The organism is Pseudomonas sp. A-R-19, from assembly GCF_019956575.1.
In the GTDB taxonomy this organism is placed as follows: domain Bacteria; phylum Pseudomonadota; class Gammaproteobacteria; order Pseudomonadales; family Pseudomonadaceae; genus Aquipseudomonas.
Genome location: NZ_JAHBDR010000080.1, coordinates 1 through 25,070 on the forward strand (window position 1 = coordinate 1; position 25,070 = coordinate 25,070).

A 25,070-nucleotide genomic window follows, 5' to 3' on the forward strand; every position below is an offset into this window, starting at 1 on the left:
TTGGCCAGAAGCCGAAGACGGCTTCCACGAATAGGCCTAATACATAGATGCAACGGGGCAGCGGTTTTTCAAAAGCGGGTAGACAGTGGGGGCGAGTCCATACATAGGAGCTGGCTTGCCAGCGATGAGGCCGGTACATCCGATGCACCTGTTTCGGTCGAAATACCGCTTTCGCCAGCAAGCCGGCTCCTACAAGGGGCTGTTCAGCGTTAACAAGGGGCGAATTTCGGTCAGATGTTTTGGCCATATCGATCCCCTTTTGGCCTTTCCTGCCGTTCTCCGATTCGCCGTGCACCGCAACACTGGAGGCAACCGAATCAGCCCTGCGGAGAACAACAAATGCTGACGATCTACTCTGACGATCACCACCTGCACCACGGCCGTTGCGAATTGATAGACGGGCAACTCAAGCCCTGCTTCGAAATGCCTTCGCGTGCCGACCACGTGCTTTCACGGGTGCAAAAACAGAACCTCGGTCCCGTCGAAGCGCCGAAGGATTTCGGCCTCGGGCCAATCGAGCGTATCCACAGCCGCGACTATCTTGACTTCTTCAAAGGCGCCTGGGCCCGTTGGACCGAGTTCAACACCGATGGTGATTTGCTACCCTACACTTGGCCGGCCCGCACCCTGCGCCGCATCAAACCCACCAGCCTGCATGGCCAGCTCGGCTATTACAGTTTCGACGGCGGCGCGCCGATCACCGCCGGCACCTGGCAAGCGGCGTACAGCGCAGCACAAGTTGCGTTGACCGCCCAAGCTGAAATCCAGCGCGGCGCTCGCAGTGCCTTCGCCCTGTGCCGGCCACCGGGACACCACGCCGCCAGCGACTTGATGGGCGGTTATTGCTACCTCAACAACGCCGCCATCGCTGCCCAGGCCTTCCTCGATCAGGGTCACAAGAAGGTCGCGATCCTCGACGTCGACTACCACCACGGCAACGGCACCCAATCGATTTTCTACGAGCGCAGCGACGTGCTGTTCACCTCGATCCACGGTCATCCCGAAGCCGAGTTCCCGTTCTTCCTCGGCTACGAAGATGAGCTGGGCGACGGCGCCGGTGAAGGCTTCAATTTCAACTATCCTTTGGCCGCAGGTTCAGGCTGGGAGACTTGGAGTGCAGCGCTGGAACAGGCCTGCAAAGAGATCGAAAGCTACGGCGCCGACATCGTCGTCGTGTCCCTGGGCGTCGACACCTTCAAGGACGATCCGATCTCGCAATTCAAACTCGACAGCCCTGATTACCTGGCCATGGGCAAGCGCATCGCCGGTCTTGGCAAGCCGACACTGTTCGTCATGGAAGGCGGCTACGCAGTCGAAGAAATCGGCATCAATGCCGTGAACGTTCTCGAAGGTTTCGAAAGCGCTTAACGAGGAAGTAGAAACATGAAAAGTCTTAAGCGTTTAGTCGTGCCTGCGCTGTGCGCCACGGTGCTCAGCAGTGCCGTGCACGCCGAAGAACGCACGTTGCGCGTCTACAACTGGTTCGACTACATCACCCCCAAAGCCCTGGAAGACTTCAAGGCGCAGAACACCCAGACCAAACTGGTCTACGACATCTTCGACACCAACGAAGCCCTTGAAGCCAAGCTGCTGACCGGCAACTCCGGCTACGACGTCGTGGTGCCGTCCAACGTGTTCCTCGCCAAGCAGATCGAAGCCGGGGTGTTCCAGCCCCTGGATCGCAGCAAGTTGCCGAACTGGAATCACCTCGACCCCAAGCTGATGAAGCTGATCGAGGCCAACGACCCGGGCAACAAATTCGCCGTGCCCTACATGTACGGCACCATCCTGATCGGCTTCAACCCGGACAAGGTCAAGGCTGCCCTGGGTGCCGATGCGCCGGTAGACAGTTGGGACTTGATCTTCAAGGAAGAGAACATCAGCAAGCTCAAGCAGTGCGGCGTCGCCCTGCTCGACTCGCCGTCGGAGATCCTGCCGCTGGCCCTGCAACACCTCGGCCTGGACCCCAACAGCAAGAAGCCTGCGGACTACGACAAGGCTGAAGCGTTGTTGATGAAGATCCGCCCGTACGTGACCTATTTCCATTCGTCGAAGTACATGGCCGACATCGCCAACGGTGACATCTGCGTCGCGGTCGGTTATTCCGGCAGCTTCTCGCAAGCCGCCAACCGCGCCAAGGAAGCCAAGAACGGTGTGATCGTCGACATGCGTTTGCCGAAAGAAGGCGCGCCGATCTGGTTCGACATGCTGGCGATTCCGAAGGGTGCGAAAAACACCGAAGACGCCTACACCTTCATCAACTATCTGCTGCAACCGCAGGTGATTGCGCCGGTCAGCGACTTCGTCGGTTACCCGAACCCGAACAAGGACGCCACGGAACTGGTCGACCCGGCGATCCGCAACAACCCCAACCTGTACCCGACCGACACGGCGATGAGCACGCTCTACACCCTGCAACCGCTGCCGCGCGATGCCGAGCGTGCGCGGACCCGGGCCTGGACCAAAATCAAGTCCGGTACCTGACACCCGCCCCGCTCCCGTCGTCACCAGGACCTGCGTTTACGCAGGTCTTTTTTTGCCCGCAATATTTATTTACCGCCAATGCCGACCTCCCCGTCACTACCTTGCAGTGGTTCGCGCACCGAACGTTCAACGGTGCCGGCTTCGCCCACACAGGATGTGACCATGCCAGATACTTCCAGCCCCGCTTCTGCCTCCGGCCTCTCCGACGATCAAGACGCCCTGCTCACCCAATTGGTGGCCGGGCCCTCGATCCGGGAAGTCGCTACACATGCACTGCAACCCGCATTGAAAGCGCTGTACCCAAACCTGCACATCGACCCGCGCCTGGCGATGGTGGTGACACCTGCCTGGACTCTTCACAACCAGCGCATAGTGCCCGGGCCGCGCCACTTTGAATCACTGACCGATGCACTGGTACGCCACGGCGTAGCGGCCACTCCCGTGGTCTATCTCGATGGCGAGCACTACCTCACATTGCAACCCTGGGAGCAGACACCGGCGCAACTGCCCGTGCGCATCGACGCCATCGCACGCTTGCTCAATGAACTGGCGCCGTTGCTGTTTATCGCGTTCCAAGAGCAACAGGTCGACTACTGGAACCAGTTCACTCATGCCTCCACACCGCGCTGGCAGGGGTTGTCCAAATCACTGCGCGAACTGTGGAACATCGAAACCAGTTCGAACTGGGACAATGACCGTTACGCCATGGCCCGCAACCTGTTTGCGTATCCGGACAAAAGCACGCGCAAGGCTCACGACCGATATCATTCACGCGCCTGCCTGATCGACCTCGACTACGTGAGCAAGGGTGTCTCGACCCACCTCAACATACTCGACATGGCCGTGCTGATCGGCACCCAAGGCACCCGCAACCTGATCATCAGCCATAGCATCACCCGTGGTTTCCAGACATACGACTCGTTCCAGCAACTGGGCGAATCGTTGCTGACGTACACCGATGGACAGCTCCCCGACAACACGCTGCAATGGCGGCTGATCGAGCCCGAAGGCAATTATTTCGACCATCTGGCGTGCAACCTGATTGCCCTGCAAGCGGACTCGATTGCCGCCCTGGCGAACGATAGCTCGGCGCCAAACCCCGACCTGGCGCCCCACATCAGTCGCACAACCAACGAACTCGATCCGACGAACAAGCAGTCTTCTTCAAGATTCAATCAAGTCGAACAAGCGCTGCCGGACTGGATGAGCAGTGCCTCACCCAGTGACCTCACCGCTTACAGCCGCCACCTGATGGATCTGGCGACAGTTCAGGATCAGAACGCCGGACAGTCCTTCCAGGACGGGATCAAGCCTATCCGCGAGTTCGCCCTGGATCAGCTGCGCGATGCCATGCTCAAAGAGCATGCCGACGCCGACAAACTGGATCTGGCGGACATCGAGATCGTCATCGACAGTGTCGTGGTCTGGGGCAGCTTCTTGCCCCCGGTCGGGGCCGAGCGCACCACCCTGAGCCTGGTCGATCTGGCGCTGCAAAACCTGATTGCCCTGCCGCTGGGCAACAAGTCCGTGCGCAGCACCAAGGCCACAGCGCTGCCGGACTGGATGACGGTAGATTACCTGGAGGCATTGATTGTCAGTGTCAATATCGGTCAGACCTACCCCACGCTGATCAAAAGCAAACTGCTCGACGACCCTGTTGAAAGCCTGCGCCGGCAGAACCTGTTCACCCGTCAGTTGCGGGTTGAGCTGCCGCTGCTGGCCTTGCAACAAAAGATTCGTCAACAGGGCGGGGTCGACGGGTTGGGTTACCGCTATGTCGCTGCCGTCGTCCAGTTGCTCGATGCCAATCGCTGGGTGGATGGGCAGGAGATTGTCATTCGCCCGTTGGGCTTTACTCCCGCTCGGCGCCTCATTGCGTCTACGGACGAAGTAACCAACATGTTCGTGATTGGCCCCAAACAAATGGACAAGGGGCCTTGCCTGCTCTACCGGCCAATGCTCGACCGCCCCTTGAGCCAATACCCGACACCGGCCAACCTGATTTACGCCATCAAGCAATCGGCGGCATTGCGCGAGTCCGTGCTCGCCTGGCTGCCGGACACAGAGCGCGCCAATTACGCCAACTATGTGTTCACCGGCGACCTGCCTTCGGTCTGGTCCCTCCCGCAACTGCTGGCCGACCCGCTGACTTCTGCGCAAATGATCGGGCCGGTTTTACTCGGCTCCGCAACCATGGCCACCGAAGCCATGGCCACTTTGTACAAGACCAACGTCAATGCACTGGTCGAACTGGCGCAACGGCAATCGGTGTCCAATGCACAAAATCGCTGGGCGACGTTCAAGCATGCCGCCTGGATGATCCTCAACGCAGCGCTGCCCTTTCTCGGTCGCACCGTCGGCACTTCCGCCTGGATCTGGCAAGTACTGGATGACCTGCAACAAACCGTGGACGCCAGTGAAAGCGGCGACCGTCAGCAACAGAAAACAGCGATGACCGACCTGCTGCTGACCCTGGCCATGGTGCTCGCCCATCACGCAGCCACACGCCATCCGACCGCCCGCACAATCGAGGAAAAACCCACGTCAACGGTCGCGATCGAGCCCGAGAAAAAACCGGCTGCGCCCCCTGTAACCTTTGTCCAATTGCCCGATGTCGTCGGCGAACCTCTTTCCGCTGAGCATCACCTTTCAGTGGTGACGGATGCCGCCCTGAGCCTCACCAAAACCCTGGATCGCTTCAAGATCACCCAACCCGAAAATCTCATTCCCCCCAGTAAAGAGGGTGGCCCCCATCAATACCTCTATCGCCTTGAGAACCGCTCCTACACGAAAGTCGGTGAGCGTTGGTTTGAAGTGTCCGTCGAGGAAACCGGTGAAGTGTCGATCATCGATTCAACACCTCACCCCCCCGTTAAAGGCCCCTCACTGATCCGCAATAAGCGCGGCGAGTGGTTTGTCGATACTCGCTTGCGCTTGCGTGGCGGTGGTTTGTCGAGTCGGCGCATGGCGCTGAAAAAGCAAAACCGTCAGCGCATCACCGAGCTCAAGAAGCAGTTGAAGGACTTCAACGACCAAAGCGAAAGCGCAGGCAAAGAGCTGACGGACGCTTTCAACCAGTTGAAAACGGCCACAGACAAGACGAAGGCTGGGCTACAGCAGACATTTCTCGAAAAACTCGACCAGCGCACCAGCGACTATGCCGCCCCAATCGAGCAGCTGAATTCGTTGAACCTGCTCGACACGGTTTCCAATTACCGCAGCGAAATGGCCGATATGCTGGGCACTCAGCTGTTTTTCAACCAGGTATGGCTCGATGAAAAAAATCCGGCTTTCAGACAAACCCTACAAGAGACCTTGACCCTGCTTGAGGCTGAAGAAACGGCTGGTGCGGCCGGTGACCGTGCGACTTATCAAAAAATGGTCGACCTGACCGAGGGCGTAATCGGCAAAATCGAGTTTGCACAATCGCGTTTCCAGTTGCTGAGCCGACTGGGTAGAGGTGCTGCCGAAATGACCAGCACCTACAAGGCAAGACTGCCTGCCTTTACCCTCAACGATCTCAAGGCACTGCAGATCTCACTGGCCCGCGAGGTCTGCCTCAAGGAAGGTGACAGTCTGCCGCTGACCGAAGCCCGAAACGAACTGACACGCCTGCTCGATACAACCAACCTGGTAATCCAGACCTCCCAGGAGCTGATGCTGGAAGGCAGCACGTGGATCGCAAAGGAACGTATCGACGCGCTCAATGGCATGCTCGAACAATTTGCCACGATCGATCAGTCCTTCGAAGACTTCACGGTCAACCACAACGACGCGGTGCTGGAGCAACCGTTCAAGCATCTGCGCTCGCGAGTCGGCGAGTTCCAGCAGGATACCGAGGCCTACCTTGCTCAGTTGCTGCGCGAGCAACTGCCCCAAGAGCCTCGCCCCGGGCCTTCGAGGCCAACGCCAGCGTCGCGCAAACGGGTAGTCAAGACGCGATTCAATGGCACGGTCGTTGGCGAAGTTCGTCCTTCAGCGCCAGGAGAGCCCGTGCTGCTGGAAGTGCGCGCACCCATGACCGGCAAGGTCATCGCCACCTTTCACGAAAAAACACCCGGTGTCTGGCTTGAACGGGTACCGGCCAGGCGTCGCCGACTGCAAGCTCCACCACCGGTACTCACCGAACAAATCACCCACGGCCGGACCATGCTCGATGACCTGGAAAACTTCATCCGGCAAACCGAAGCAAACGCGAAAAAGCCAGGCCGTATCCCGGTGGAAATCGAAAAGTTGTTCCAGCACAAAGCCGATCAACTTGGCCAAGCGGCCCGATCCCTGGAACAAGCCGTATTGCGCTCGAACACAACCGACGGCCCGTCGGGTACCGCGTCAACCTTGACCAAGGAACTGAACGAGGCACGCGAGCGACTGTACGCCGAAGGTAACCGGATACGCATCGAAATGACCAAAGCCCAACCTCCAACTGCGGCCCGCGTCCAATGGCTGTTGAGCAAGGACGAAATCGACATTGTGAGCAATGCCAAGCGACGACGCCTGAAGGGCCCGCGCAAGGATTACCTGCAAGAGTATGAACTTCGCGAGCGCCGTACCCAGAAAACACTGTGGTATGCCCACTTCCACTACACCAGCCTGGATGCGCCGGCCGATGCATTCACCGCCGCCCATTTGAAACTGCGTGAACAACGACTGCTGGCAGGTGCATTCGACCTGCATTCGGCCTCGACCAACCCGCAAGTGATCGCTATTTATCGCAGCGAAATCAGCCCGCAACTGGCGCGCGAGTTGTTCTTCACTCAAGCCTGAACCGTCAAAAAGGAAAATGACGATGATTGAACACCCCGAGACTACCGAGCCACCGGTACTGCTGAAAAAAAGCCTGGTCATCCATCAGACAAGTCAGGGACCGACTGTCGATGAAGTCGCCACGCAGATGCTGCGCCAGGGCCTCAAGGCGCTGTATCCCGAGCGCGATATCGCCCCCGAACACACGATGCTCGCCACACCTCAATGGCAATGGCTCGACGGTTCGCTCGTGGCAATGCCTACGCGGTTCGAATCACTGACCCAGGTGCTGGTGCGTCAGTTCTACACCGCTGCCAACGCCAACTACCTGGAGGGTGAACACTTCCTGACGTTGAACCCGCAGGCCACACCGGTTGTGCATCTGGACCTCGACATCGAGGCCATCGCCAGGTTGCTCAACGACTACACCCCCTTGCTTTTCGTTGCCTTCAGGGAACGTCAACTCGCCTTCTGGAACGGCAGCGGACACCAGGCACCGCACTGGCAAGAACTGTCGCAAGCGCTGCGCAAAACCCTCGATGTTCAACGCGTCGACGGCTGGGATGACGATCAGTGCCATGTGGCCCGGGCTGTCTCACTTCACCCGGACAAACCCGAGCGGCAAAAACATGCACCGACGATGGCGGATATCCGGGCCAGCCTGATTGATATCGACACCGTCGATGAAAAAGGAAAAAAACAACACCTGGTCCTCGGTGGCGCTGCCGTACTCACAGGGCGCTATAAACAACGCGATCTGGTGATGATGTACACCGTGGAAACTGGCTATGAATCGTTCGATTCACTAGAGGCATTGGGGGCGTCATTACCGGCGCGCATCCAGGAACAAGTGGCCGGTCGGAACCTGCAGTGGCAGTTGTTCGAGCCCGAGGGTGATTTTTTCGACCATATGGCCTGGGCCCTGATTACCACCCAACTGGACGCTATCGCAGCGATCACCCGCGAAAGCCTCGCTGCTGATGTGGATGACAGTACCGGGCTGTCCGCTCTCCCTGAACACACCACCGTTCAAGAGAAAAACACCCGCAATGATCTGGAGAACTCAATACCCGCCTGGCTGCTCGACGCGTCGGCCGCTGATCTGGATCAGTACAGTCGATCCGTCAACGCATTGGGCAAACTGTACAAGCAGGCCAACAAAGACCTTTTCCAGATCCCTTCGATTGATGCCTTCGCCCAGCAGCGCATGCGCGAAGCGATATTTGCCGACAAGACATCTGCCGCCGGACCGCCCCTCGATAACCTTGAGATCACGATCACCAACAGTTTTGAATCCGGCGGATTGACGCTGCCCAACCCCCTCGACATCCACACCGAAACCCTGGGCGAGTACGCCCTGCAAAACGCCGCGCCGTATCAGGCAACCATTCGCTTCAATCCGCCGCAACCTGTGCCCGAATGGCTGAACGTGACGTATCTGACGAAGATCGCGAGCGAGGTCGATATTGGCCAGAAGTATCCCAGACTGATCAAGGACAAGCTGATCGATGATCCGGTGCAGGCCCGCCTGCAAGAGCACTTTTACATCAGCCAGTTGCGCGCGCTGCTGCCGCTGATTGCCCTGGAGTGCAAGGTCCGCCACATCGGCGGCGTGGATGAGTTGGGTTGCCGCTATGTAAACGAATGGCTCAACCCGACACCCGGCCACCCGCAACCGATCGTCATCCGCCCCTTGTGCTTCGTCCACGCCGCCAACACTGACGGCGACACCGTGGACAACATGTTCATCATCGCCCCGCGCCACCCGGACGTCGGGCCTTGCCTGCTCTATCGTCCACTGCTCGAACAGCCGTTGCTGCAGTTCCCCTCAGCGCAAAACCTGCTGTATGCCCTGCATCAACCGGGCGATTTGAGGGACTCGGTGCTGGCGTGGCTGCCTGACTCGAGCACCAGCTTCAAATACGCCCAATACACCTTCCCCGTCGGCCTACCCAGCCCATGGCTGGGGGCACAGTTACTCTCCGAACCCTGGACAGACGTGGACTGGGCCGGGCCGGTCGAATTGTCATCAACCGAACTGACCGGCGATGTATTCGCCACCCTGTTCCAGACCCATGCCAGGACCATGGCCGAACTCGCGGATCGCCAATCACAATCCAATGCGGAGCGACGCTGGGCATTGCTGCGCGACAGTGGCTGGGCACTGTTCAACGTCGCCGCGAATTTTCTCAGTGGGCCGGCCGGCGCCGCGGTCTGGGTCTGGCAAAGCATCAATGAAGTCGAGCAGGCAGTGGCTGCCCACCAGCACGGCGACAAGCTCACTGAGTGGAACGCGGTCGGGGATTTGCTGCTGACCCTGGGCATCCTCCTCGCCCACCACGCCGCCGTACGGCGCAAGACTGGCCGGCGCGAGGCTGCACCCATAGTCGTTAGCGTGCCCTCCCTGCCAAGCGGCGCTCCGGTCAAACCGGCAACGCCCACAGTGACACTGCTGCCCACACCATTGACCGGTGAACTGCCGTCCAGTCATTACTCCTCGCTCGAGGCCAACGGGTCCGTGCCCCATCGATCCGCCAATGCACTGGCCGAGTATCTGCAGAACCTGACAGTACCGGCACTCGATCTGCAGGCCCCAACCCTGGAGACCCTCCTGCGCGATACCGCGCCTCTTTATCGCCTCGCAGACAAGACCTACGCTCGCGTCGGCGAGCGCTGGTTCCGGGTGATGGAAAACGACGATCAACAGGTCCAGATCGTTTACCCGGATACGCCCTCGAAAACCGGCCCACTGTTGACCCACAACAAACAAGGCCAATGGTTTGTGGACACGCGGCTGCGCTTGCGTGGCGGCGCAGGTGGCCAGAGCCTGCAAAGCCAACTCAAGGCGCAGCGCAAGGAAAAGGCGCAACAGCTAAAACAACTGACCACGGTTCTGGAAACCTTCAAGCGTCAGGAAGCGGCTGGTGCGGCCGCGCTGAAGCAGGCCCTGGAAGCCATGGTCGGCGTCACCGGGCCGGCACTCGAAGAAGCGAACCGGCGTTACCTCACGCAGGTGGAAACGCTGGTTGGTGAGTACGACCAGGCGTTGAAAAATCTGCAGCAATGGCGTCTCAAGGGTGGGAGCGCAGGCTATTTCGATGATCTGCGAGCCATGACCACCCAGTTGCAGAAAAATCTCAGCATATGGTTCTTGCTCAAGCGCAACACCTACGCAACGCTTACCCGGCAGCTCGGCGGCAATACCGTCATTGATTCAAACGTTGCGTTGCAGAAGCACAGAGAAGGTGTCAAAGAGGTATTGGCGTTGAGCCAGGACATGATTGCTCGGCTGCAACTGTCCCAGACATCACTGATACCGCTGGAAATCCTTGGGGGTGCCGGCATGGCCAGCGCGCAACGTATGCGCGAACTGCTCCCGGCGTTCAATGAGTGGGACCTGAAATCCAACGAAATCGGCATGTCCCATGAAATGTGTCTGCGCGGTGCCGAAATCACGCACGTAAATCCTGCGCGAGACGCAGTCGGGACGTTGATCATTGAGGCGGCGACCGCCACCCACCGCCACGCCGCGATGATCAGAAATCCCAACAGCAATGAAGCTGTCGCACTGCGCATTGAACGCCTGAGCCGGCTGATCGATGTCTATGCCGACACCCATCAGCGCCTGCACGATCTTCTCGGTGAGTATCCGGATGACGTTGAACCTGCCCAACTTGAGCGGGTGCGCGGCGTGATCAGCGAGTTTCAGCAATTGGCTCGCCAACAACTGGATCTGCTGTTACCCGAAAGCGCAAGCATCGCCCTGCCTGAAACGCCGAAACCTGCGGTTGCCGGCCCTTCACGCCCGACAGGTAAAGTCACCAAGAGTCGTCCCCGTGATCCGGCGCCTGCCAAGGCGTCGACCTCCGAGGAACCGGCTCTCGACCAGATGCGCCCTGTCGCGCCGCACACCGCCCCCGTGCGAACGCTGGACGACATCGACACGATTGCCAATGCTTTGAGACTGAATGAAGACGTTGAAGGCTTCATTACGCGTACGCGCAAGGACGCCTTCAAACCCAATCGTATCCCTGCGGACATGCAAGACTTGTTCGATCAACAGGCCCGACGGCTGGAACAGGTAGCGATCAATGTCGATCAGGTCATGGCGCGCAGTGGGACGCAGCTTCCAGTGGCCACACTGAGTCTGGAACTCAATGAGGCCGCTACCCGGTTACGCGCCCAGGGTGTGACGACCAGAGCCAGCCTGCTCAAGGAGCGCCAGCCCCGACAAGCCTATTTGCAATGGTTGCTGGACAACGGCCAGGTCCGGATCGACAGGAACGAACAAGGTCGGATCAGGACCAAACAGCGTCGGGATTATTTTCAGGAGTACCGGATTCTCGATATTGGCAACAAAGATCAGCCGCTGTGGCTGGCGCACTTTCACTACGATTCGCTGGACGCACCGCCGGAGCAGTTCACTGCTGCACATTTGAAAATCGCCGACAATCATCTGCAGACATTCACTGCCGAACGTCGCCAGGCACTGACTACCCTGGCGCCGATCGACTATGTGCTGCGGCGCATCAGCGATTCGGCGCTGTTCCTGAATCTCGAACCGAAGCGCTAATACCCGTGCGGGCGGACTGACAACCCGCCCGCTTCAGCGGCCCCGCCACACCGCACGCAACCGTTGCAGCGCTGCCTCGATGGCTTGTTCGGGCACCGCTGCAAACCCCAGCACCAACCCCGATCGTTGATCCATCGGCGTCGTGGAATCGGGCAGCCAATAGCTGCTCAAGCCGTTGATCTCGACGTCGACACTGCTCGCCAGGTCGATCAGCTCGCGTTCACGCGCCACGCTGTCGACCGGCACGGTCAGGTGCAACCCGGCAGCAACGGTGGGTAATGGACAGACACCCGGAATATCCGTCGGCCAACCATTGAGCAGGGTATTGCGCCGGCTCAACGCCGCACGCCGCATGCGACGAATGTGCCGCTGAAAGTGCCCCGCTGCCATGAACTCGGCCATCACTGCCTGAGTGCTGACCTCGGAGTGCCGTACATCCACCGCGCGACGTTGGGCAAACGCCTGCACCAGCCCCGGCGGCAACACCAGGTAACCCAGGCGCAACGCTGGAAACGCCACTTTGCCGAACGTGCCGACATAGAGCACCCGACCCTGACGATCCAGCGCAGCCAAAGGCGCCAGCGGTGCACCGCTGTAGCGGTACTCGCCATCGTAATCATCTTCAACGATCCAGCCTTGGGTGCGCTCGGCCCAGGCCAGCAGCTCCAGGCGTCGCGCCAGACTCATGACCACGCCAGTGGGATACTGATGTGAGGGCGTGACGTAAGTCAGCCGACAATCAGCGAGCCCCGCCAGCTCACTGCAATCGATACCCTCGCTGTCCACCGCCACCCCATGCAACCGGGCACCCGCCACGGCGAACGCATGACCGGCCGCCCGATACCCCGGGTTTTCAATCGCCACCCCGTCGCCCGGCTCGACCAGCAACTGTGCACAAAGGCTGATTCCCTGCTGTGCGCCACTGGTGATCACAATTTGTTCAGCCGTGCACTGCATGCCTCGTGAACTGCGCAAATAGGCGGCGATCATCCCGCGCAAGCGCGCATCGCCAGCCGGATCGCCGTAGCACAGCTGCTGCAAATCCGGTTTGCGCCAGAAAGCCGCATTCAGCTTGGCCCAAACCTCGAACGGAAACAGATCGAACGCCGGAACACCGACCCGAAATGCCCGGGGCGGACCGCTTGGCGGGCTGGGTAAATGGTTGTTTTTGACGCGTGACAATGGATCGTTGTGGATAACTTTGCTGGATGGATCTACAGGTAAATCGAGCCAATTTGTGGATAAGGCTGTGGGTAACCCTGTTGAAAAGCCTGTGGATACTTTTGTGGATAGTTTTTTTGCCGGCAACGCTGCTTGAGGCAGTTGCGCGACATACGTGCCATCCCCGACGCGCCCCTCGATGAAGCCTTCGGCGTACAGCTGATCATAGGCGCGCACCACGCTGTTACGGGAAATCGCCAGCGCCGCGGCCAGGTCACGACTGGCCGGCAGGCGCGTACCGCTGGCCAATCGTCCATCGAGGACGCGAATGCGCAAAGCCTGATAGAGCTGGCGGCTCAGCCCCTGGCGACGGTCGAGTTCGATACCGGCCGGGTTGAACGACAAGGAAAGCGGCGCATCCGTCATGGCAATGGACCTATGAAATTGGTCGTTAATGGCTCTTACAACAGACCAATAGCCTGCCTAGGATGCAGACATTCGCCAAGGAAAATATCTCCATGTACACGCCACGTGCTTTTGCCATCGACGAGTTGTCCCAACTGCATGAACTGATCCTCGCCACCCGTCTCGCCATATTGGTGACCCACGGTGAAAGCGGCCTGCAAGCCAGTCATGTGCCGGTGCTGCTGCACAGCGAACAAGGCTCGAACGGCACGTTGTACGGGCATCTGGCCAAAGCCAACCCACAGTGGAAAGACCTGCGCGACGGCGCCGAAGCCCTGTTGATTTTTGCCGGTGCCGACGCCTACGTCAGCCCCGGCTTCTACCCGAGCAAGGCCGAACACGGCAAAGTCGTGCCCACCTGGAACTACGTCGCCGTACACGCCTATGGCCGAGCCGAAACCTTCAGCGATGGCGGGAGGCTGCTCGACATCGTCAGCACCCTCACCGACCGTCATGAAGCGGGCCGCGCCCAACCGTGGTCCGTGGCCGATGCTCCCGCCGACTACATCGACGGCATGCTCAAGGCCATCGTCGGTTTCGCCATTCCCATCGACCGTCTGGAAGGCAAGCGCAAGCTCAGCCAGAACCGCAGCGCCGCCGACATCGCCGGCGTACGCGAAGGCCTGGCCGCCAGCCCCGACGTCAACGACCAGACCCTCGCCCAATTGATGCGCTAAGGAAATCACCATGAGTCAGATCGACATTCGCCAAGTCACCGCCGCTGATCAGGCGGCCTGGTTGCCGCTGTGGCAAGCCTACCTGCGCTTCTACAACACCGAACTGGCGGATGCCGTCAGTCAAAGCACCTGGCAGCGCATGCTCGATCCGAACGAGCCAACCCACGCCGCTCTTGCCTGGGCCGACGGCAAAGCGGTGGGCATGGTGCATTTCATCTACCATCGTTCGAACTGGGCCATCGAAAACTCCTGCTACCTGCAGGACTTGCTGGTGGTCCCGGAAACTCGTGGCACCGGCGTCGGCCGTCAGTTGATCGAATTCGTCTACGCCAAGGCCAAGGCCGATGGATGCAACAAGGTCCACTGGCTGACCCACGAATCCAACGCCACCGCGATCCAGCTCTACGAGCGCATCGCCGAACGCCCGGGTTTGATCCAGTTTCGCAAAGCCATTTAAGTTCAAGGAGAACAGCATGTCGACTTCACTCGTAGACTGGAAAGGCGTCCCGGCCCCCACGACTCAACTGATCGAAGGGCGTTACATCCGCCTGGAAAAACTCGACCCGGCGCGTCATGGCGACGACCTGTTCAAAGCCCTGCAAGGTCCGGGTGCCGACCCGAAACTGTGGGACTACCTGCCTTACGGCCCCTTCCCGGAGCGCAGCGTCTTCAACGACTGGCTGAACAACCATGCGGCCAACAGCGACCCGTATTTCTTCAGCGTGATCGACCGTGCCAGCGGCGAGGTCCAGGGCATTTTGAGCCTGATGTCCATCGTTCCGGCCCAGGGCCGTATCGAGATCGGCCACGTCACCTTCGGAGCGCCGATGCAGCGCTCGCCAAAAAGCACTGAAGCGGTGTACCTGCTGGCCAAGGAATCCTTTGCCCTGGGTTACCGTCGCCTGGAATGGAAATGCAACAACGCCAACGCCCGCTCCAAATACGCGGCCGAACGATTGGGCTTCAGTTTTGAGGGCGTGTTCCGCCAGCACATGGTGGTCAAGGGGCAAAATCGGGACACCGCGTGGTACTCGATCCTGGACTCGGAATGGCCGGCGATTGGGGCGGGGTTCGAACAGTGGCTGAGCGATGAGAATCAAACGGATTCGGGGCAAATAAAAAACCTGGTCGAGTGCAGAACCCAACAATCCTGAACCCGCAAAACCCGTAGGAGCCGGCTTGCTGGCGATGGACTCAAGTACGCCGCGTATATCCTGCTTACACGCGTCATCGTTAACGACCATCGCTGGCAAGCCAGCTCCTACAAGAACCGCGTCCCGGGGTCGAAAATCACGTAATCCCGGGAAACACCGATAACGCAATCCCTGTAGGAGCCGGCTTGCCGGCGATGGACTCCAGTGCGCCGCGTTTATCCAGTTCGCACGCGTTATCGTTAACGACCATCGCTGGCAAGCCAGCTCCTACAAGAACCGCGTCCCGGGGTCGAAAATCACGTAATCCCGGGAAACACCGATAACGCAATCCCTGTAGGAGTCGGCTTGCCGGCGATGGACTCAAGTGCACCGCGTTTATCCGGTTCGCACGCGTTATCGTTAACGACCATCGCTGGCAAGCCAGCGCCTATAAGAACCGCGCCGTCCAAACCCGTGAAAACCCGAAAAAAAAGGGGAGCACATGCTCCCCCGAGGTATAAAGCGTTGTATCGAGGCTGTTAACTCAGCCTTCGATCTCGATCAGGATCTCGCCCGGGTTCACCCGGTCGCCCTTGGCCACGTGAATGGCGGTGACTTTACCGGCGATGGCCGCCTGGACTTCGGTTTCCATCTTCATCGCTTCGGTGATCAACACGGCCTGGCCGGCCTTGACGGTGTCACCCTCCTTGACCAGCACGTCGACGATGTTGCCCGGCATGGTGGTGCTGACGTGACCCGGTGCAGAGGCTTGCTTGCGCTTGCTGCTGCCACCACCGACGAACTCGTTGAGCGGCTCGAACACCACTTCTTCCGGCATGCCGTCGATGGACAGGTAGAAGTGACGCTTGCCTTCAGCCTTGACGCCCACGCCGGTGATGTCGACGCGGTAGGTTTCGCCGTGAACGTCGATGACGAACTCGGTCGGCACACCTTCGCCGCCCGCCGAAGCCACCTTGCCTGCTTCCGGAATCGGCAACAGCACTTCAGGTGTCAGGGTTCCAGCCGCGCGCTCTTCGAGGAACTTGCGGCCGATGTCCGGGAACATGGCGAAGGTCAGCACGTCTTCTTCAGACTTGGCCAGTGCACCGATGTCGGCGCGCAGCTTGGTCATTTCCGGCTTGAGCAAATCAGCCGGACGAACGTCGATCACTTCTTCGCTGCCGATGGCCTGGCGACGCAGTTGTTCGTTCACGGTGCCCGGCGCCTTGCCGTAGCCGCCTTGCAGGTACAGCTTCACTTCGTTGGTGATGGTCTTGTAGCGCTCGCCGGCCAGCACGTTGAAGAACGCCTGGGTGCCGACGATCTGCGACGTCGGGGTCACCAGCGGTGGGAAGCCGAGGTCTTCACGCACGCGCGGGATTTCTGCCAGCACTTCGCTCATGCGATTGAGTGCGCCCTGCTCTTTCAACTGGTTGGCCAGGTTGGAAATCATCCCGCCCGGTACCTGGTTGACTTGAACACGGGTGTCGACGGCGGTGAATTCGCTTTCGAACTGGTGGTACTTCTTGCGCACGGCGTAGAAGTACAGACCGATCTCCTGCAGCAGCTCCAGGTTCAGGCCGGTGTCGAACTCGCTGCCTTTAAGGGCGGCGACCATCGACTCGGTACCCGGGTGGCTGGTGCCCCAGGCGAAGCTGGAGATCGCGGTGTCGATGTGGTCGGCACCGTTTTCGATGGCCTTCATCTGGCACATCGCGGCCAGGCCAGCGGTGTCGTGGGAGTGGATGAACACAGGCAGCGACTGCTCGGCTTTCAGTGCCTTGACCAGTTCGCCGGTGGCGTACGGGGTCAGCAGGCCGGCCATGTCCTTGATCGCCACCGAGTCGCAACCCATGGCTTCCATTTGCTTGGCCTGGTTCACGAAGGCCTCGATGGTGTGCACCGGGCTGGTGGTGTAGGCGATGGTGCCCTGGGCGTGTTTGCCGGCGGCTTTCACCGCTTCGATGGCCACGCGCAGGTTACGCACGTCGTTCATGGCATCGAAGATACGGAACACGTCGATGCCATTGACCGCGGCCTTGGCGACGAAGGCTTTGACCACGTCGTCGCTGTAGTGGCGATAGCCCAGCAGGTTCTGGCCGCGCAACAGCATTTGCAGGCGGGTGTTAGGCAGCGCGGCGCGCAACTGGCGCAGACGCTCCCACGGATCTTCTTTGAGAAAACGTACGCAGGCGTCGAAGGTCGCGCCGCCCCAGCATTCCAGCGACCAGTAGCCGACTTTGTCGAGCTTGTCGCAGATCGGCAGCATGTCTTCGGTGCGCATGCGGGTGGCGAGCAGCGATTGGTGGGCGTCGCGCAGGATAGTGTCGGTAACGTGGATTTGTTTGCTCATTGTTCTATTCCTCACAGGCCTGCGTGGGCGGCGATGGCGGCGGCGATGGCCAGGGCCAGCTCTTCGGGTTTGCGCTTGATCGAGTAGTTGGTCAGTTCAGGGTGGCTTTCAACGAAGCTGGTGTTGAACTGGCCGCTACGGAATTCCGGGTTACGCAGGATTTCCTGGTAGTACGCGGCGGTGGTCTTGACCCCTTGCAGACGCATGTCGTCGAGGGCACGCAAGCCACGGTCCATCGCCTCTTCCCAGGTCAGCGCCCACACCACCAGTTTCAGGCACATCGAGTCGTAGTACGGCGGGATGGTGTAGCCGGTGTAGATCGCCGTGTCGGTACGCACGCCGGGACCGCCGGGAGCGTAGTAACGGGTGATCTTGCCAAAGCTCGGCAGGAAGTTGTTTTTCGGGTCTTCGGCGTTGATCCGGAATTGCAGGGCGAAACCACGGTGCTGGATGTCTTCCTGTTTCACCGAAAGCGGCAAGCCGGAGGCAATGCGAATCTGCTCGCGGACAATGTCGATGCCGGTGATTTCTTCGGTGATGGTGTGTTCCACCTGCACCCGGGTGTTCATCTCCATGAAGTACACCTCGCCCTCGGCGAGCAGGAACTCCACGGTGCCGGCGTTCTCGTAACCCACGGCCTTGGCTGCACGCACCGACAGGTCGCCGATGTAGGCGCGCTGTTCCGGGGTCAGTTGCGGGCTCGGGGCAATTTCGATCAGCTTCTGGTTGCGGCGCTGGATCGAGCAGTCACGCTCGAACAGGTGCACTACGTTGCCGAAGCTGTCGCCAAGGATCTGCGCTTCGATGTGCTTCGGGTTGACGATGCACTTTTCCAGGAATACTTCCGCGGAACCGAAGGCCTTGGTGGCTTCGGAAATGACCCGCGGGAAAGCCTGTTCGAGTTCTTCGCGGCTGTTGCAGCGACGGATACCACGGCCGCCACCACCGGACGTGGCCTTGAGCATCACCGGGTAACCGATGCGATCGCCTTCGGTCAGGGCTTCTTCGATGCCCGACACGTTGCCTTCGGTGCCCGGGGTAACCGGTACGCCAGCCTTGATCATGCTGCGGCGGGCTTCGGTCTTGTCGCCCATGCGGCGAATGACTTCGGCCGACGGGCCAATGAATTTGATCCCGCGTTCGGCGCAGATCTCCGCCAGTTCGGCGTTCTCCGAAAGGAAACCATAACCGGGGTGCAATGCATCGCAACCGGTTTCCACGGCCAGGTTCACCAGCTTGCGCGGGTTCAGGTAACCGGCCAGCGGCTCGGCGCCAATGCTGTGGGCCTCGTCCGCGCGCTTCACATGCAAGGCATGGCGGTCGGCGTCGGAATAGATCGCGACCGAACGAATGCCCATTTCGGCGCAGGCACGTACGATTCGTACGGCAATCTCACCACGGTTGGCGATCAGGATCTTTGTTATCACTTGGAGTTTCCCTTGAGCCGGTGTACCCACGACCTGCTAGACCAGATCGACGAGTGACTAAATGTTTCAATTTAGTCGCAGCTCCACACTAGCGCCCACAAGGGATTAACAAAAATGAATAAAAATTGGGCCGTGCATAAGTAAAGACTTATAGTTGATTTACCAGCCAGCGACGAGAGCGACAAGATAATGCGTAAGTCATTGATGCGTATGACTTTGCGGCAATTGCAGATCTTCAACGAGGTCTGTGATTTGCGCTCCTACAGCCGCGCGGCCGAGGAAATGTCGCTCACTCAACCTGCCGTCAGCCTGCAGATTCGTCAACTTGAAGAGCTGATTGGCCAGCCTTTGTTCGATTACGTCGGCAAAAAACTCTACATGACCGAAGCGGCTGAAGCGTTACAGCGAGCCAGCCGGGACATTTTCGGACGCTTGGAAAACCTCGACATGCAGCTGTCGGACATGCAGGGCTCATTGCAAGGGCAGCTGAAACTGGCGATCGAATCCAGCGCCAAGTATTTCGTGCCGCATCTGTTTGCCGCCTTCAAACGCCAGCATCCGGAAGTGAACCTGCAACTGACGGTGGTCAATCGCGGTCAGGTTATTCGGCGCCTGTCGGACAACCGTGACGACCTGGTGATCATGTCCATGGTGCCGCAGGACATGGGCCTGGAATTCCTGCCGTTCCTGAACAACCCGATCGTCGCCGTAGCGCCACCGGATCACCCGCTGTGTCATATGGGGGCGCTGCGCTTGCAGGACCTCGAACCCTACACACTGCTGCTGCGTGAGCCGGGCTCCGGGACGCGGCTGGCGTGCGAAGAGTATTTCAAAGAGAAACGCGTGCACTTCAACCAGACTCAGGAGGTCTCGTCTGCCGAAGCCCAGCGTGAATGTGTACTGGCAGGCCTGGGCGTTGCGCTGTTGACGCGCCACGCCCTGAGCCTTGAGCTGGCAACCGGTGGCCTGATCGAGCTACCGGTCGAAGAACTGCCACTGTTTCGCAGTTGGTGCCTGGTGCAGGCCAAGGCGAAACGCCTGTCACCGGTGGCTCACGCCTTCCTGGCGTTTATCCGTAGCGAACGGATTCAGATCAGCGCGCTGGTTGAGCGTTTCGACGGGAAGCTACGGGAGACGTCTGCCAGAAGTTGAGTTCCAACTCCGGGAAATCGCCAATTTCGGCCAGAAGCTGACGGCGTTCGCAGCGATCTTCGATGGCGCGACGGAATTCCATGCGGCGCTGATCTTCTTGCTGACGACGGGTTTTGACAACGCTGTTGCGTTCTTCGTAGGGCATGGCCATTTCGAGTCTCCCAAGGCGAGTACGGGAGTTTCAAGATAGGCGCGAGGGATGACGGTTTGGCGGCTCGGGCGTTACAGACTGATGAATGTTTGTTCGGCGACGCCATACCTGTGGCGAGGGGGCTTGCCCCCGTTGGGCCGCGCAGCGGCCCCAAACCAGTTAACCGCGTACATCCATTAAATCGCGTCTGCCGGATTTACGACTGCTGCGCAGCCGAACGGGGGCAAGCCCCCTCGCCACAGGGGTCAGTCGTCCAGGGCTTTCACCGACTTGGGCGACAACCGCAAGCTGCGCAGGCTGCGCTTGACGCTCTTGAGGTGGTTGACCAGGCTCGGGCCACGCGCCATGGCCACGCCCATCGCCAGCACATCGATCACCACCAGGTGAGCGATACGTGAAGTCAGCGGCGTATAGATTTCAGTGTCTTCATGCACATCGATCGCCAGGTTGACCGTAGACAGCTCGGCCAATGGCGTCTGGCTCGGGCACAAGGTGATCAACGAGGCGCCGCTTTCGCGCACCAGGTTGGCGGTGATCAGCAAGTCCTTGGAGCGACCCGACTGGGAAATGCAGATGGCCACGTCAGTCGGCTTCAATGTCACCGCCGACATCGCCTGCATGTGCGGGTCGGAGTACGCTGCTGCGGTGAGCAGCAAGCGGAAGAACTTGTGCTGGGCGTCCGCCGCGACCGCACCCGAGGCGCCAAAGCCGTAGAACTCGACGCGCTGGGCCTGGGACATCAGCGTCACCGCCCGCTGCAATTCCAGCGGATCGAGCTTCTCGCGAACCTCCATCAGGGTATGCAAGGTGGTGTCGAAGATTTTCAGGCTGTAGTCGGCGACCGAATCGTCTTCATGGATCGCAAACTGGCCGAAACTCGCACCCGCCGCCAGGCTCTGGGCCAGCTTCAGCTTCAGGTCCTGGAACCCGGAACAACCAATGGCACGGCAAAAACGCACGATGGTCGGTTCGCTGATGCCCACGCTGTGGGCCAGGTCGGCCATGGAGCTGTGCATCACGGCCGCAGGATCAAGCAGCACGTGGTCGGCGACCTTGAGCTCCGACTTGCGTAACAGGTGGCGAGACTGGGCGATGTGTTGCAGCAGATTCAAAGGGCTGGACTCTTTGTTATTGGCAGGCGCCGGGGATGTAGCACGCTTGTAGTTATACTACATGAATCGGCTTTTTGCCTCCTCAATGCGTAACCACATCCCTCGACATTCGGGCACGTGCGCTCCATGTAGCGTTCATTGCCGGTTTTTCAGGCGCTCCTCTGCGTTCGCTTTTTGGCGTTGCGGCAAAAATGCGCCTCTCGTTGCACACAGCACTATTAGTTACTTGGCCAACAACACGCCCCCAATATCAACTTACAAACAAGTTAATCGCCATCACCCACAAATTAAATAAAGCTGGATATATTAAACATGCAGGACGCAATTAACTTAATTACAGGAGTTACATACAATGACCAATAGAATTGTCAGCGGCGCTTGGACCGCTCAAAATGACCGCATGCCCGGCGCGGCCTCCCTCCGTGTCTCAGGCAACGTAACCGTAACAAATTCCGCCCATACACCAACGCTGGTAAGAAGTGAAATTCAGGACAAGTCTTGTGATCTACGACTTGACCTGCAAATTGATACCAGCGGAACTGGACTTACCGTTCTAACAGAGAAGCCCGTCAAGTATAAGTCTGCCGGAGTTTCCAGTGTCACTAGCGTCAGTATCTTTCACGAAGGTAAATTACTGGCCCACATTAATAATGTATTGATCACCGATTAAAAACTCCTGATTCAAACTTCCCGTCAGACCGCCATGGCCTGACGGGAAGCAATTCCAGTCAATCCACATGATTCTCTCGCAGCAGAACGGCCAGGTCTTGCGCCTCCACCGGCCGACTGATCAGATAGCCTTGCACCTCATCGCAGCGCGATGCCTTGAGAAACTCAAGCTGCTCCTGCCGCTCCACCCCTTCCGCGACGACCTTCAATGACAAGCCATGGGCCATGGCAATGATCGCCCGGGTGATCGCAGCATCCTCGGTGCCCTCGCCCAATCCGCGGATAAACGCCTGGTCGATCTTCACGTAGTCCACCGGAATGCGTTTGAGGTAGCTCAAAGACGAATACCCGGTGCCAAAATCGTCAATGGCCAGTTTCACCCCGAGATCACGCAACTGCTGGAAGGTGGCGATGATGTGTTCGACGCTGTCCAGCAACTGGCTTTCGGTGAGTTCCAGCTCCAGGTAGCGAGGCTCCAGTCCGGTTTCCTCCAGCACTTGGCGCACCAGACTGACCAACTTGCCCTGGCGCAATTGATGCACCGACAGGTTGACCGACACCCGAATCGCATCGAGCCCCTGCCGCTGCCACTCACAGGCTTGCCAGCAGGCCTGGCGCAGCACGAACTCACCGATCGGGCCGATCAATCCGGTTTCTTCCGCCAGGCCGATGAAATCCCCCGGCGGCACGCGGCCCATGGTCGGATGATCCCAGCGCACCAACGCCTCGGCGGCATTGAGCTTGCCCGTGGCAAGGCACAGCTTGGGTTGGTAAAACACCTTCAGCTGTTTCTCTTCGACTGCCTTGCGCAAATGGTTTTCCAGCTGTAACCGCTCCAGCGTGCTGGCTTGCAAACTGTCGGTGTAAAACTGGAAATTATTTCCGCCCAGATGCTTGGCGTGCTGCATGGCCATGTTCGACTGACTGACCAATGCCGATATTTCCCGGGCGCTGTCCGGCAACAAGCTGATGCCCATCGACGCGCTGACCACCAGCTCATGCCCGTCAATCGTCACCGGCAAACGCAACTTGCTCGCCAGGCGAGTCGCCACCCGGGCCAGGCTCGAAAGGTTGCCGTAGGAGTTGAACAGCACGGCAAACTCGTCACCGGAAAGGCGCGCGATGGTGTCTGCTTCAGGCAATGCATTGACCAAGCGCCGAGCCATCTTTTGCAACAACTGGTCGGCGACTTCATGCCCCAGACTGTCGTTGAGTTGCTTGAATCGATCAAGATTGATGTGCAGCAACGCCAGGCTGCGATACCCGCCCTGCCGCACTCGCTGATGAGCCTCACTAAGGCGTTCGCGGAACATCGCGCGGTTGGCCAGTCCGGTAAGCTCGTCGTAATGAGTCAGATAGCGCATGCGCTCTTCAGACTCTCGACGAGCTGAAAGATCAGCGAAGAAGCCCACAATATGGCTCACATTTCCCCGAGTATCGCGCACAGCATTCAGTTGCAGCCATTGCGGATACATCTCGCCGTTCTTGCGGGTCTCCACCAATTCGCCCTGCCAGCTGCCTTCCTGCTCCAGCGCCTGATGTATTGCGGCGTAATGCCGACGTGCATCGCGACTGCATGGCAACTCAACGACATTGCGTCCGATCATGTCGTCGATGTCATAGCCGGTCACCCGACTGAAGGCTTGATTGATCGCGATCAGGACGTAGTTAGGATCGAAAATCACGATCCCTTCGCTGGCCGCCTCGAACACGGTCGCCGCCAGTTGCCGCTGCTCTTCCAGGCCTTTGCTGGCGCTGATGTCACGGCGAGTGCCGACCATGCGAATCACCCGGCCGTTCTCGGCACGCTCGACCGCCCGCCCACGGTCCTCGATCCAGACCCAGTGGCCGTCGCCATGGCGCACGCGATACTCGATTTGATAGTCCTCGGTGCGGCCCTTCAAATGCTCGACCAACGCCCTTTTCAGTGCAGGAAGATCATCAGGGTGAAGGCGCGGCTTGAGGTGGCGCAGTAGTGCCGTGACCTGCTCCGGCTCCAGGCCGAACAGTTCCTGAATCTGCGTGTGATGGACTTCGTCGGTTTGCAGATTCCAGTCCCACAACCCCAACTCGCTGGCCTTCAATGCCAGCGCCAGGCGTGCTTCGCTCTTGCTCAGCGCCTGGTTGGCGGCGTCCAGTTCCAGGCTGCGTTGAGCGACGCGGTTTTCCAGGTCGACCTGTATCTCTCGCAATTCGTTGTCGGCGCGTCGGCGCTGCTCAATCTCCTTGGCCAGCTTCTGATTGAGCTGATCACTGCAGCTTTGCGCCTGCTGCAGATGCTCAATCAGTGCCTGGTTCTGAAAGCGTCGCATCAAGCCCCGATCGATCAATCGATTGACTTGCCAGGCAACCACGCTCAACGCACCGAGCAGGATCAGCCCGAACCAGCCCCAACCTTGCTGCTGTTCGTCAGCCCCCCAAAACATATAGGCGATGGCGGGCAACAGGCAGGGCAAGGTGAATGACAGAAAGGCCGGCAAGCTGACCGCATAGGCCACGCTGGCCGAAAGCGCGGCGGCACCGATGAGGCCGAAGACCCAGGCTTGCTGAATGAAGTTATCGGCGGGCACCAGGGCGATGCCGGCACCGGCCAGGGTCAGGCCGGTGAGGCCGGAGCCCAGCCAAAACATCCGTTGCCAAATGGGGTGGGCCTGACGATTGGGGATGGCCGAATCGAAGGCTGCGACCTGAATCACCCGCAATGCCACCAAAGACAACAACCACACCAGCCAGACACTGACCAGGAAATAGCGCTGCGGGCTCCAGAGCAAACCGGCACAGACCAGGCCATTGATCAGCATGAACAACGTGGGCAGCAGCGAGCCCTGATACAACAGGCGCGTGCGTTCGACCGCCATTTCCATGGCGTACTGTTTACGGATCACCCGCGGCTCCACAGTGGGGCCCGACAGGTCGAAGCTGAGGGTCATAGGCGATGTTCTTGTTCTTATAATGGTGAGCATGTGC

General features: G+C 59.4%; 15 protein-coding genes and 1 pseudogene. 9 read left to right on the forward strand and 7 right to left on the reverse strand.

Annotated elements, in window-relative coordinates; all coding sequences use genetic code 11:
• Positions 1 to 247: pseudogene (locus KGA88_RS22765) on the reverse strand (hypothetical protein); the annotation flags it as partial.
• Between the two features lie 92 nt (positions 248 to 339).
• Here KGA88_RS22765 and KGA88_RS22770 point away from each other — a divergent pair.
• The 4 genes from KGA88_RS22770 to KGA88_RS22785 all read left to right on the forward strand — a co-directional run bounded on the left by KGA88_RS22770 (position 340) and on the right by KGA88_RS22785 (position 11,803).
• A complete protein-coding gene (locus tag KGA88_RS22770) occupies positions 340 to 1,368 on the forward strand; it encodes a histone deacetylase family protein (RefSeq protein ID WP_110658593.1) in 1,029 nt (342 codons plus the stop codon).
• A 15-nt stretch (positions 1,369 to 1,383) separates the two neighbouring features.
• Positions 1,384 to 2,484 carry a polyamine ABC transporter substrate-binding protein gene (locus tag KGA88_RS22775; protein WP_110658594.1) on the forward strand — a complete coding sequence of 367 codons (1,101 nt, stop codon included), beginning with the start codon at positions 1,384 to 1,386 and terminating at the stop codon, positions 2,482 to 2,484.
• Positions 2,485 to 2,646: 162 nt separating this feature from the next.
• Entirely contained in the window at positions 2,647 to 7,251 is a 4,605-nt protein-coding gene (locus tag KGA88_RS22780; RefSeq protein ID WP_223594423.1) for a dermonecrotic toxin domain-containing protein, read from the forward strand.
• A 22-nt stretch (positions 7,252 to 7,273) separates the two neighbouring features.
• Positions 7,274 to 11,803 (forward strand): dermonecrotic toxin domain-containing protein, encoded by a 4,530-nt coding sequence (locus tag KGA88_RS22785; protein WP_223594425.1) that lies wholly within the window; start codon positions 7,274 to 7,276, stop codon positions 11,801 to 11,803.
• 33 nt (positions 11,804 to 11,836) lie between these two features.
• Here KGA88_RS22785 and KGA88_RS22790 read toward each other — a convergent pair whose 3' ends face one another.
• Positions 11,837 to 13,390, reverse strand: a complete 1,554-nt coding sequence (locus KGA88_RS22790) for a PLP-dependent aminotransferase family protein (protein WP_223594428.1) — start codon at positions 13,388 to 13,390, stop codon at positions 11,837 to 11,839.
• A gap of 92 nt (positions 13,391 to 13,482) precedes the next feature.
• Between KGA88_RS22790 and KGA88_RS22795 the strand changes: the two genes are divergently transcribed.
• From KGA88_RS22795 to KGA88_RS22805, 3 genes are read left to right on the forward strand one after another with little or no spacing between them, the layout of a single operon-like run.
• Complete coding sequence (locus KGA88_RS22795; RefSeq protein ID WP_223594429.1) at positions 13,483 to 14,106, forward strand: FMN-binding negative transcriptional regulator; 624 nt, start codon at positions 13,483 to 13,485, stop codon at positions 14,104 to 14,106.
• Between the two features lie 10 nt (positions 14,107 to 14,116).
• Positions 14,117 to 14,563, forward strand: coding sequence for a GNAT family N-acetyltransferase (locus tag KGA88_RS22800; RefSeq protein WP_223594430.1), 447 nt, complete (start codon positions 14,117 to 14,119; stop codon positions 14,561 to 14,563).
• 16 nt (positions 14,564 to 14,579) lie between these two features.
• Entirely contained in the window at positions 14,580 to 15,260 is a 681-nt protein-coding gene (locus KGA88_RS22805; protein ID WP_223594431.1) for a GNAT family N-acetyltransferase, read from the forward strand.
• A gap of 523 nt (positions 15,261 to 15,783) precedes the next feature.
• Here the strand turns inward: KGA88_RS22805 and oadA are convergent.
• Both oadA and KGA88_RS22815 read right to left on the reverse strand, forming a co-directional pair.
• Positions 15,784 to 17,592, reverse strand: coding sequence for a sodium-extruding oxaloacetate decarboxylase subunit alpha (gene oadA, locus KGA88_RS22810; RefSeq protein ID WP_223594435.1), 1,809 nt, complete (start codon positions 17,590 to 17,592; stop codon positions 15,784 to 15,786).
• 11 nt (positions 17,593 to 17,603) lie between these two features.
• Positions 17,604 to 19,019 (reverse strand): acetyl-CoA carboxylase biotin carboxylase subunit, encoded by a 1,416-nt coding sequence (locus tag KGA88_RS22815; protein WP_046038868.1) that lies wholly within the window; start codon positions 19,017 to 19,019, stop codon positions 17,604 to 17,606.
• Positions 19,020 to 19,208: 189 nt separating this feature from the next.
• Here KGA88_RS22815 and KGA88_RS22820 point away from each other — a divergent pair, with 189 nt between their 5' ends.
• On the forward strand, positions 19,209 to 20,171 hold the full coding sequence (locus tag KGA88_RS22820; protein WP_110662046.1) for a LysR family transcriptional regulator: 963 nt from the start codon (positions 19,209 to 19,211) through the stop codon (positions 20,169 to 20,171).
• On the opposite strand, the gene KGA88_RS22825 is transcribed toward KGA88_RS22820, so the two are convergent.
• Both KGA88_RS22825 and hexR read right to left on the reverse strand, forming a co-directional pair.
• Positions 20,113 to 20,322 carry a PA3496 family putative envelope integrity protein gene (locus KGA88_RS22825; protein ID WP_110662045.1) on the reverse strand — a complete coding sequence of 70 codons (210 nt, stop codon included), beginning with the start codon at positions 20,320 to 20,322 and terminating at the stop codon, positions 20,113 to 20,115. The genes KGA88_RS22820 and KGA88_RS22825 overlap by 59 nt on opposite strands.
• A gap of 245 nt (positions 20,323 to 20,567) precedes the next feature.
• Positions 20,568 to 21,434 (reverse strand): transcriptional regulator HexR, encoded by an 867-nt coding sequence (hexR, locus tag KGA88_RS22830; RefSeq protein WP_007954250.1) that lies wholly within the window; start codon positions 21,432 to 21,434, stop codon positions 20,568 to 20,570.
• A 352-nt stretch (positions 21,435 to 21,786) separates the two neighbouring features.
• Here hexR and KGA88_RS22835 point away from each other — a divergent pair, with 352 nt between their 5' ends.
• Positions 21,787 to 22,104, forward strand: coding sequence for a hypothetical protein (locus KGA88_RS22835; RefSeq protein ID WP_110661207.1), 318 nt, complete (start codon positions 21,787 to 21,789; stop codon positions 22,102 to 22,104).
• 58 nt (positions 22,105 to 22,162) lie between these two features.
• On the opposite strand, the gene KGA88_RS22840 is transcribed toward KGA88_RS22835, so the two are convergent.
• Positions 22,163 to 25,033, reverse strand: coding sequence for an EAL domain-containing protein (locus tag KGA88_RS22840; RefSeq protein ID WP_223594438.1), 2,871 nt, complete (start codon positions 25,031 to 25,033; stop codon positions 22,163 to 22,165).
• Between the last annotated feature and the right edge of the window lie 37 nt (positions 25,034 to 25,070).

Coding starts and splice junctions, on each gene's coding strand:
- KGA88_RS22770 (WP_110658593.1), top strand. CDS start 340: ATGCTGACGATCTACTCTGACGATCACCACCTGCACCACGGCCGTTGC.
- KGA88_RS22775 (WP_110658594.1), top strand. CDS start 1,384: ATGAAAAGTCTTAAGCGTTTAGTCGTGCCTGCGCTGTGCGCCACGGTG.
- KGA88_RS22780 (WP_223594423.1), top strand. CDS start 2,647: ATGCCAGATACTTCCAGCCCCGCTTCTGCCTCCGGCCTCTCCGACGAT.
- KGA88_RS22785 (WP_223594425.1), top strand. CDS start 7,274: ATGATTGAACACCCCGAGACTACCGAGCCACCGGTACTGCTGAAAAAA.
- KGA88_RS22790 (WP_223594428.1), bottom strand. CDS start 13,390: ATGACGGATGCGCCGCTTTCCTTGTCGTTCAACCCGGCCGGTATCGAA.
- KGA88_RS22795 (WP_223594429.1), top strand. CDS start 13,483: ATGTACACGCCACGTGCTTTTGCCATCGACGAGTTGTCCCAACTGCAT.
- KGA88_RS22800 (WP_223594430.1), top strand. CDS start 14,117: ATGAGTCAGATCGACATTCGCCAAGTCACCGCCGCTGATCAGGCGGCC.
- KGA88_RS22805 (WP_223594431.1), top strand. CDS start 14,580: ATGTCGACTTCACTCGTAGACTGGAAAGGCGTCCCGGCCCCCACGACT.
- oadA (WP_223594435.1), bottom strand. CDS start 17,592: ATGAGCAAACAAATCCACGTTACCGACACTATCCTGCGCGACGCCCAC.
- KGA88_RS22820 (WP_110662046.1), top strand. CDS start 19,209: ATGCGTAAGTCATTGATGCGTATGACTTTGCGGCAATTGCAGATCTTC.
- KGA88_RS22825 (WP_110662045.1), bottom strand. CDS start 20,322: ATGGCCATGCCCTACGAAGAACGCAACAGCGTTGTCAAAACCCGTCGT.
- KGA88_RS22835 (WP_110661207.1), top strand. CDS start 21,787: ATGACCAATAGAATTGTCAGCGGCGCTTGGACCGCTCAAAATGACCGC.
- KGA88_RS22840 (WP_223594438.1), bottom strand. CDS start 25,033: ATGACCCTCAGCTTCGACCTGTCGGGCCCCACTGTGGAGCCGCGGGTG.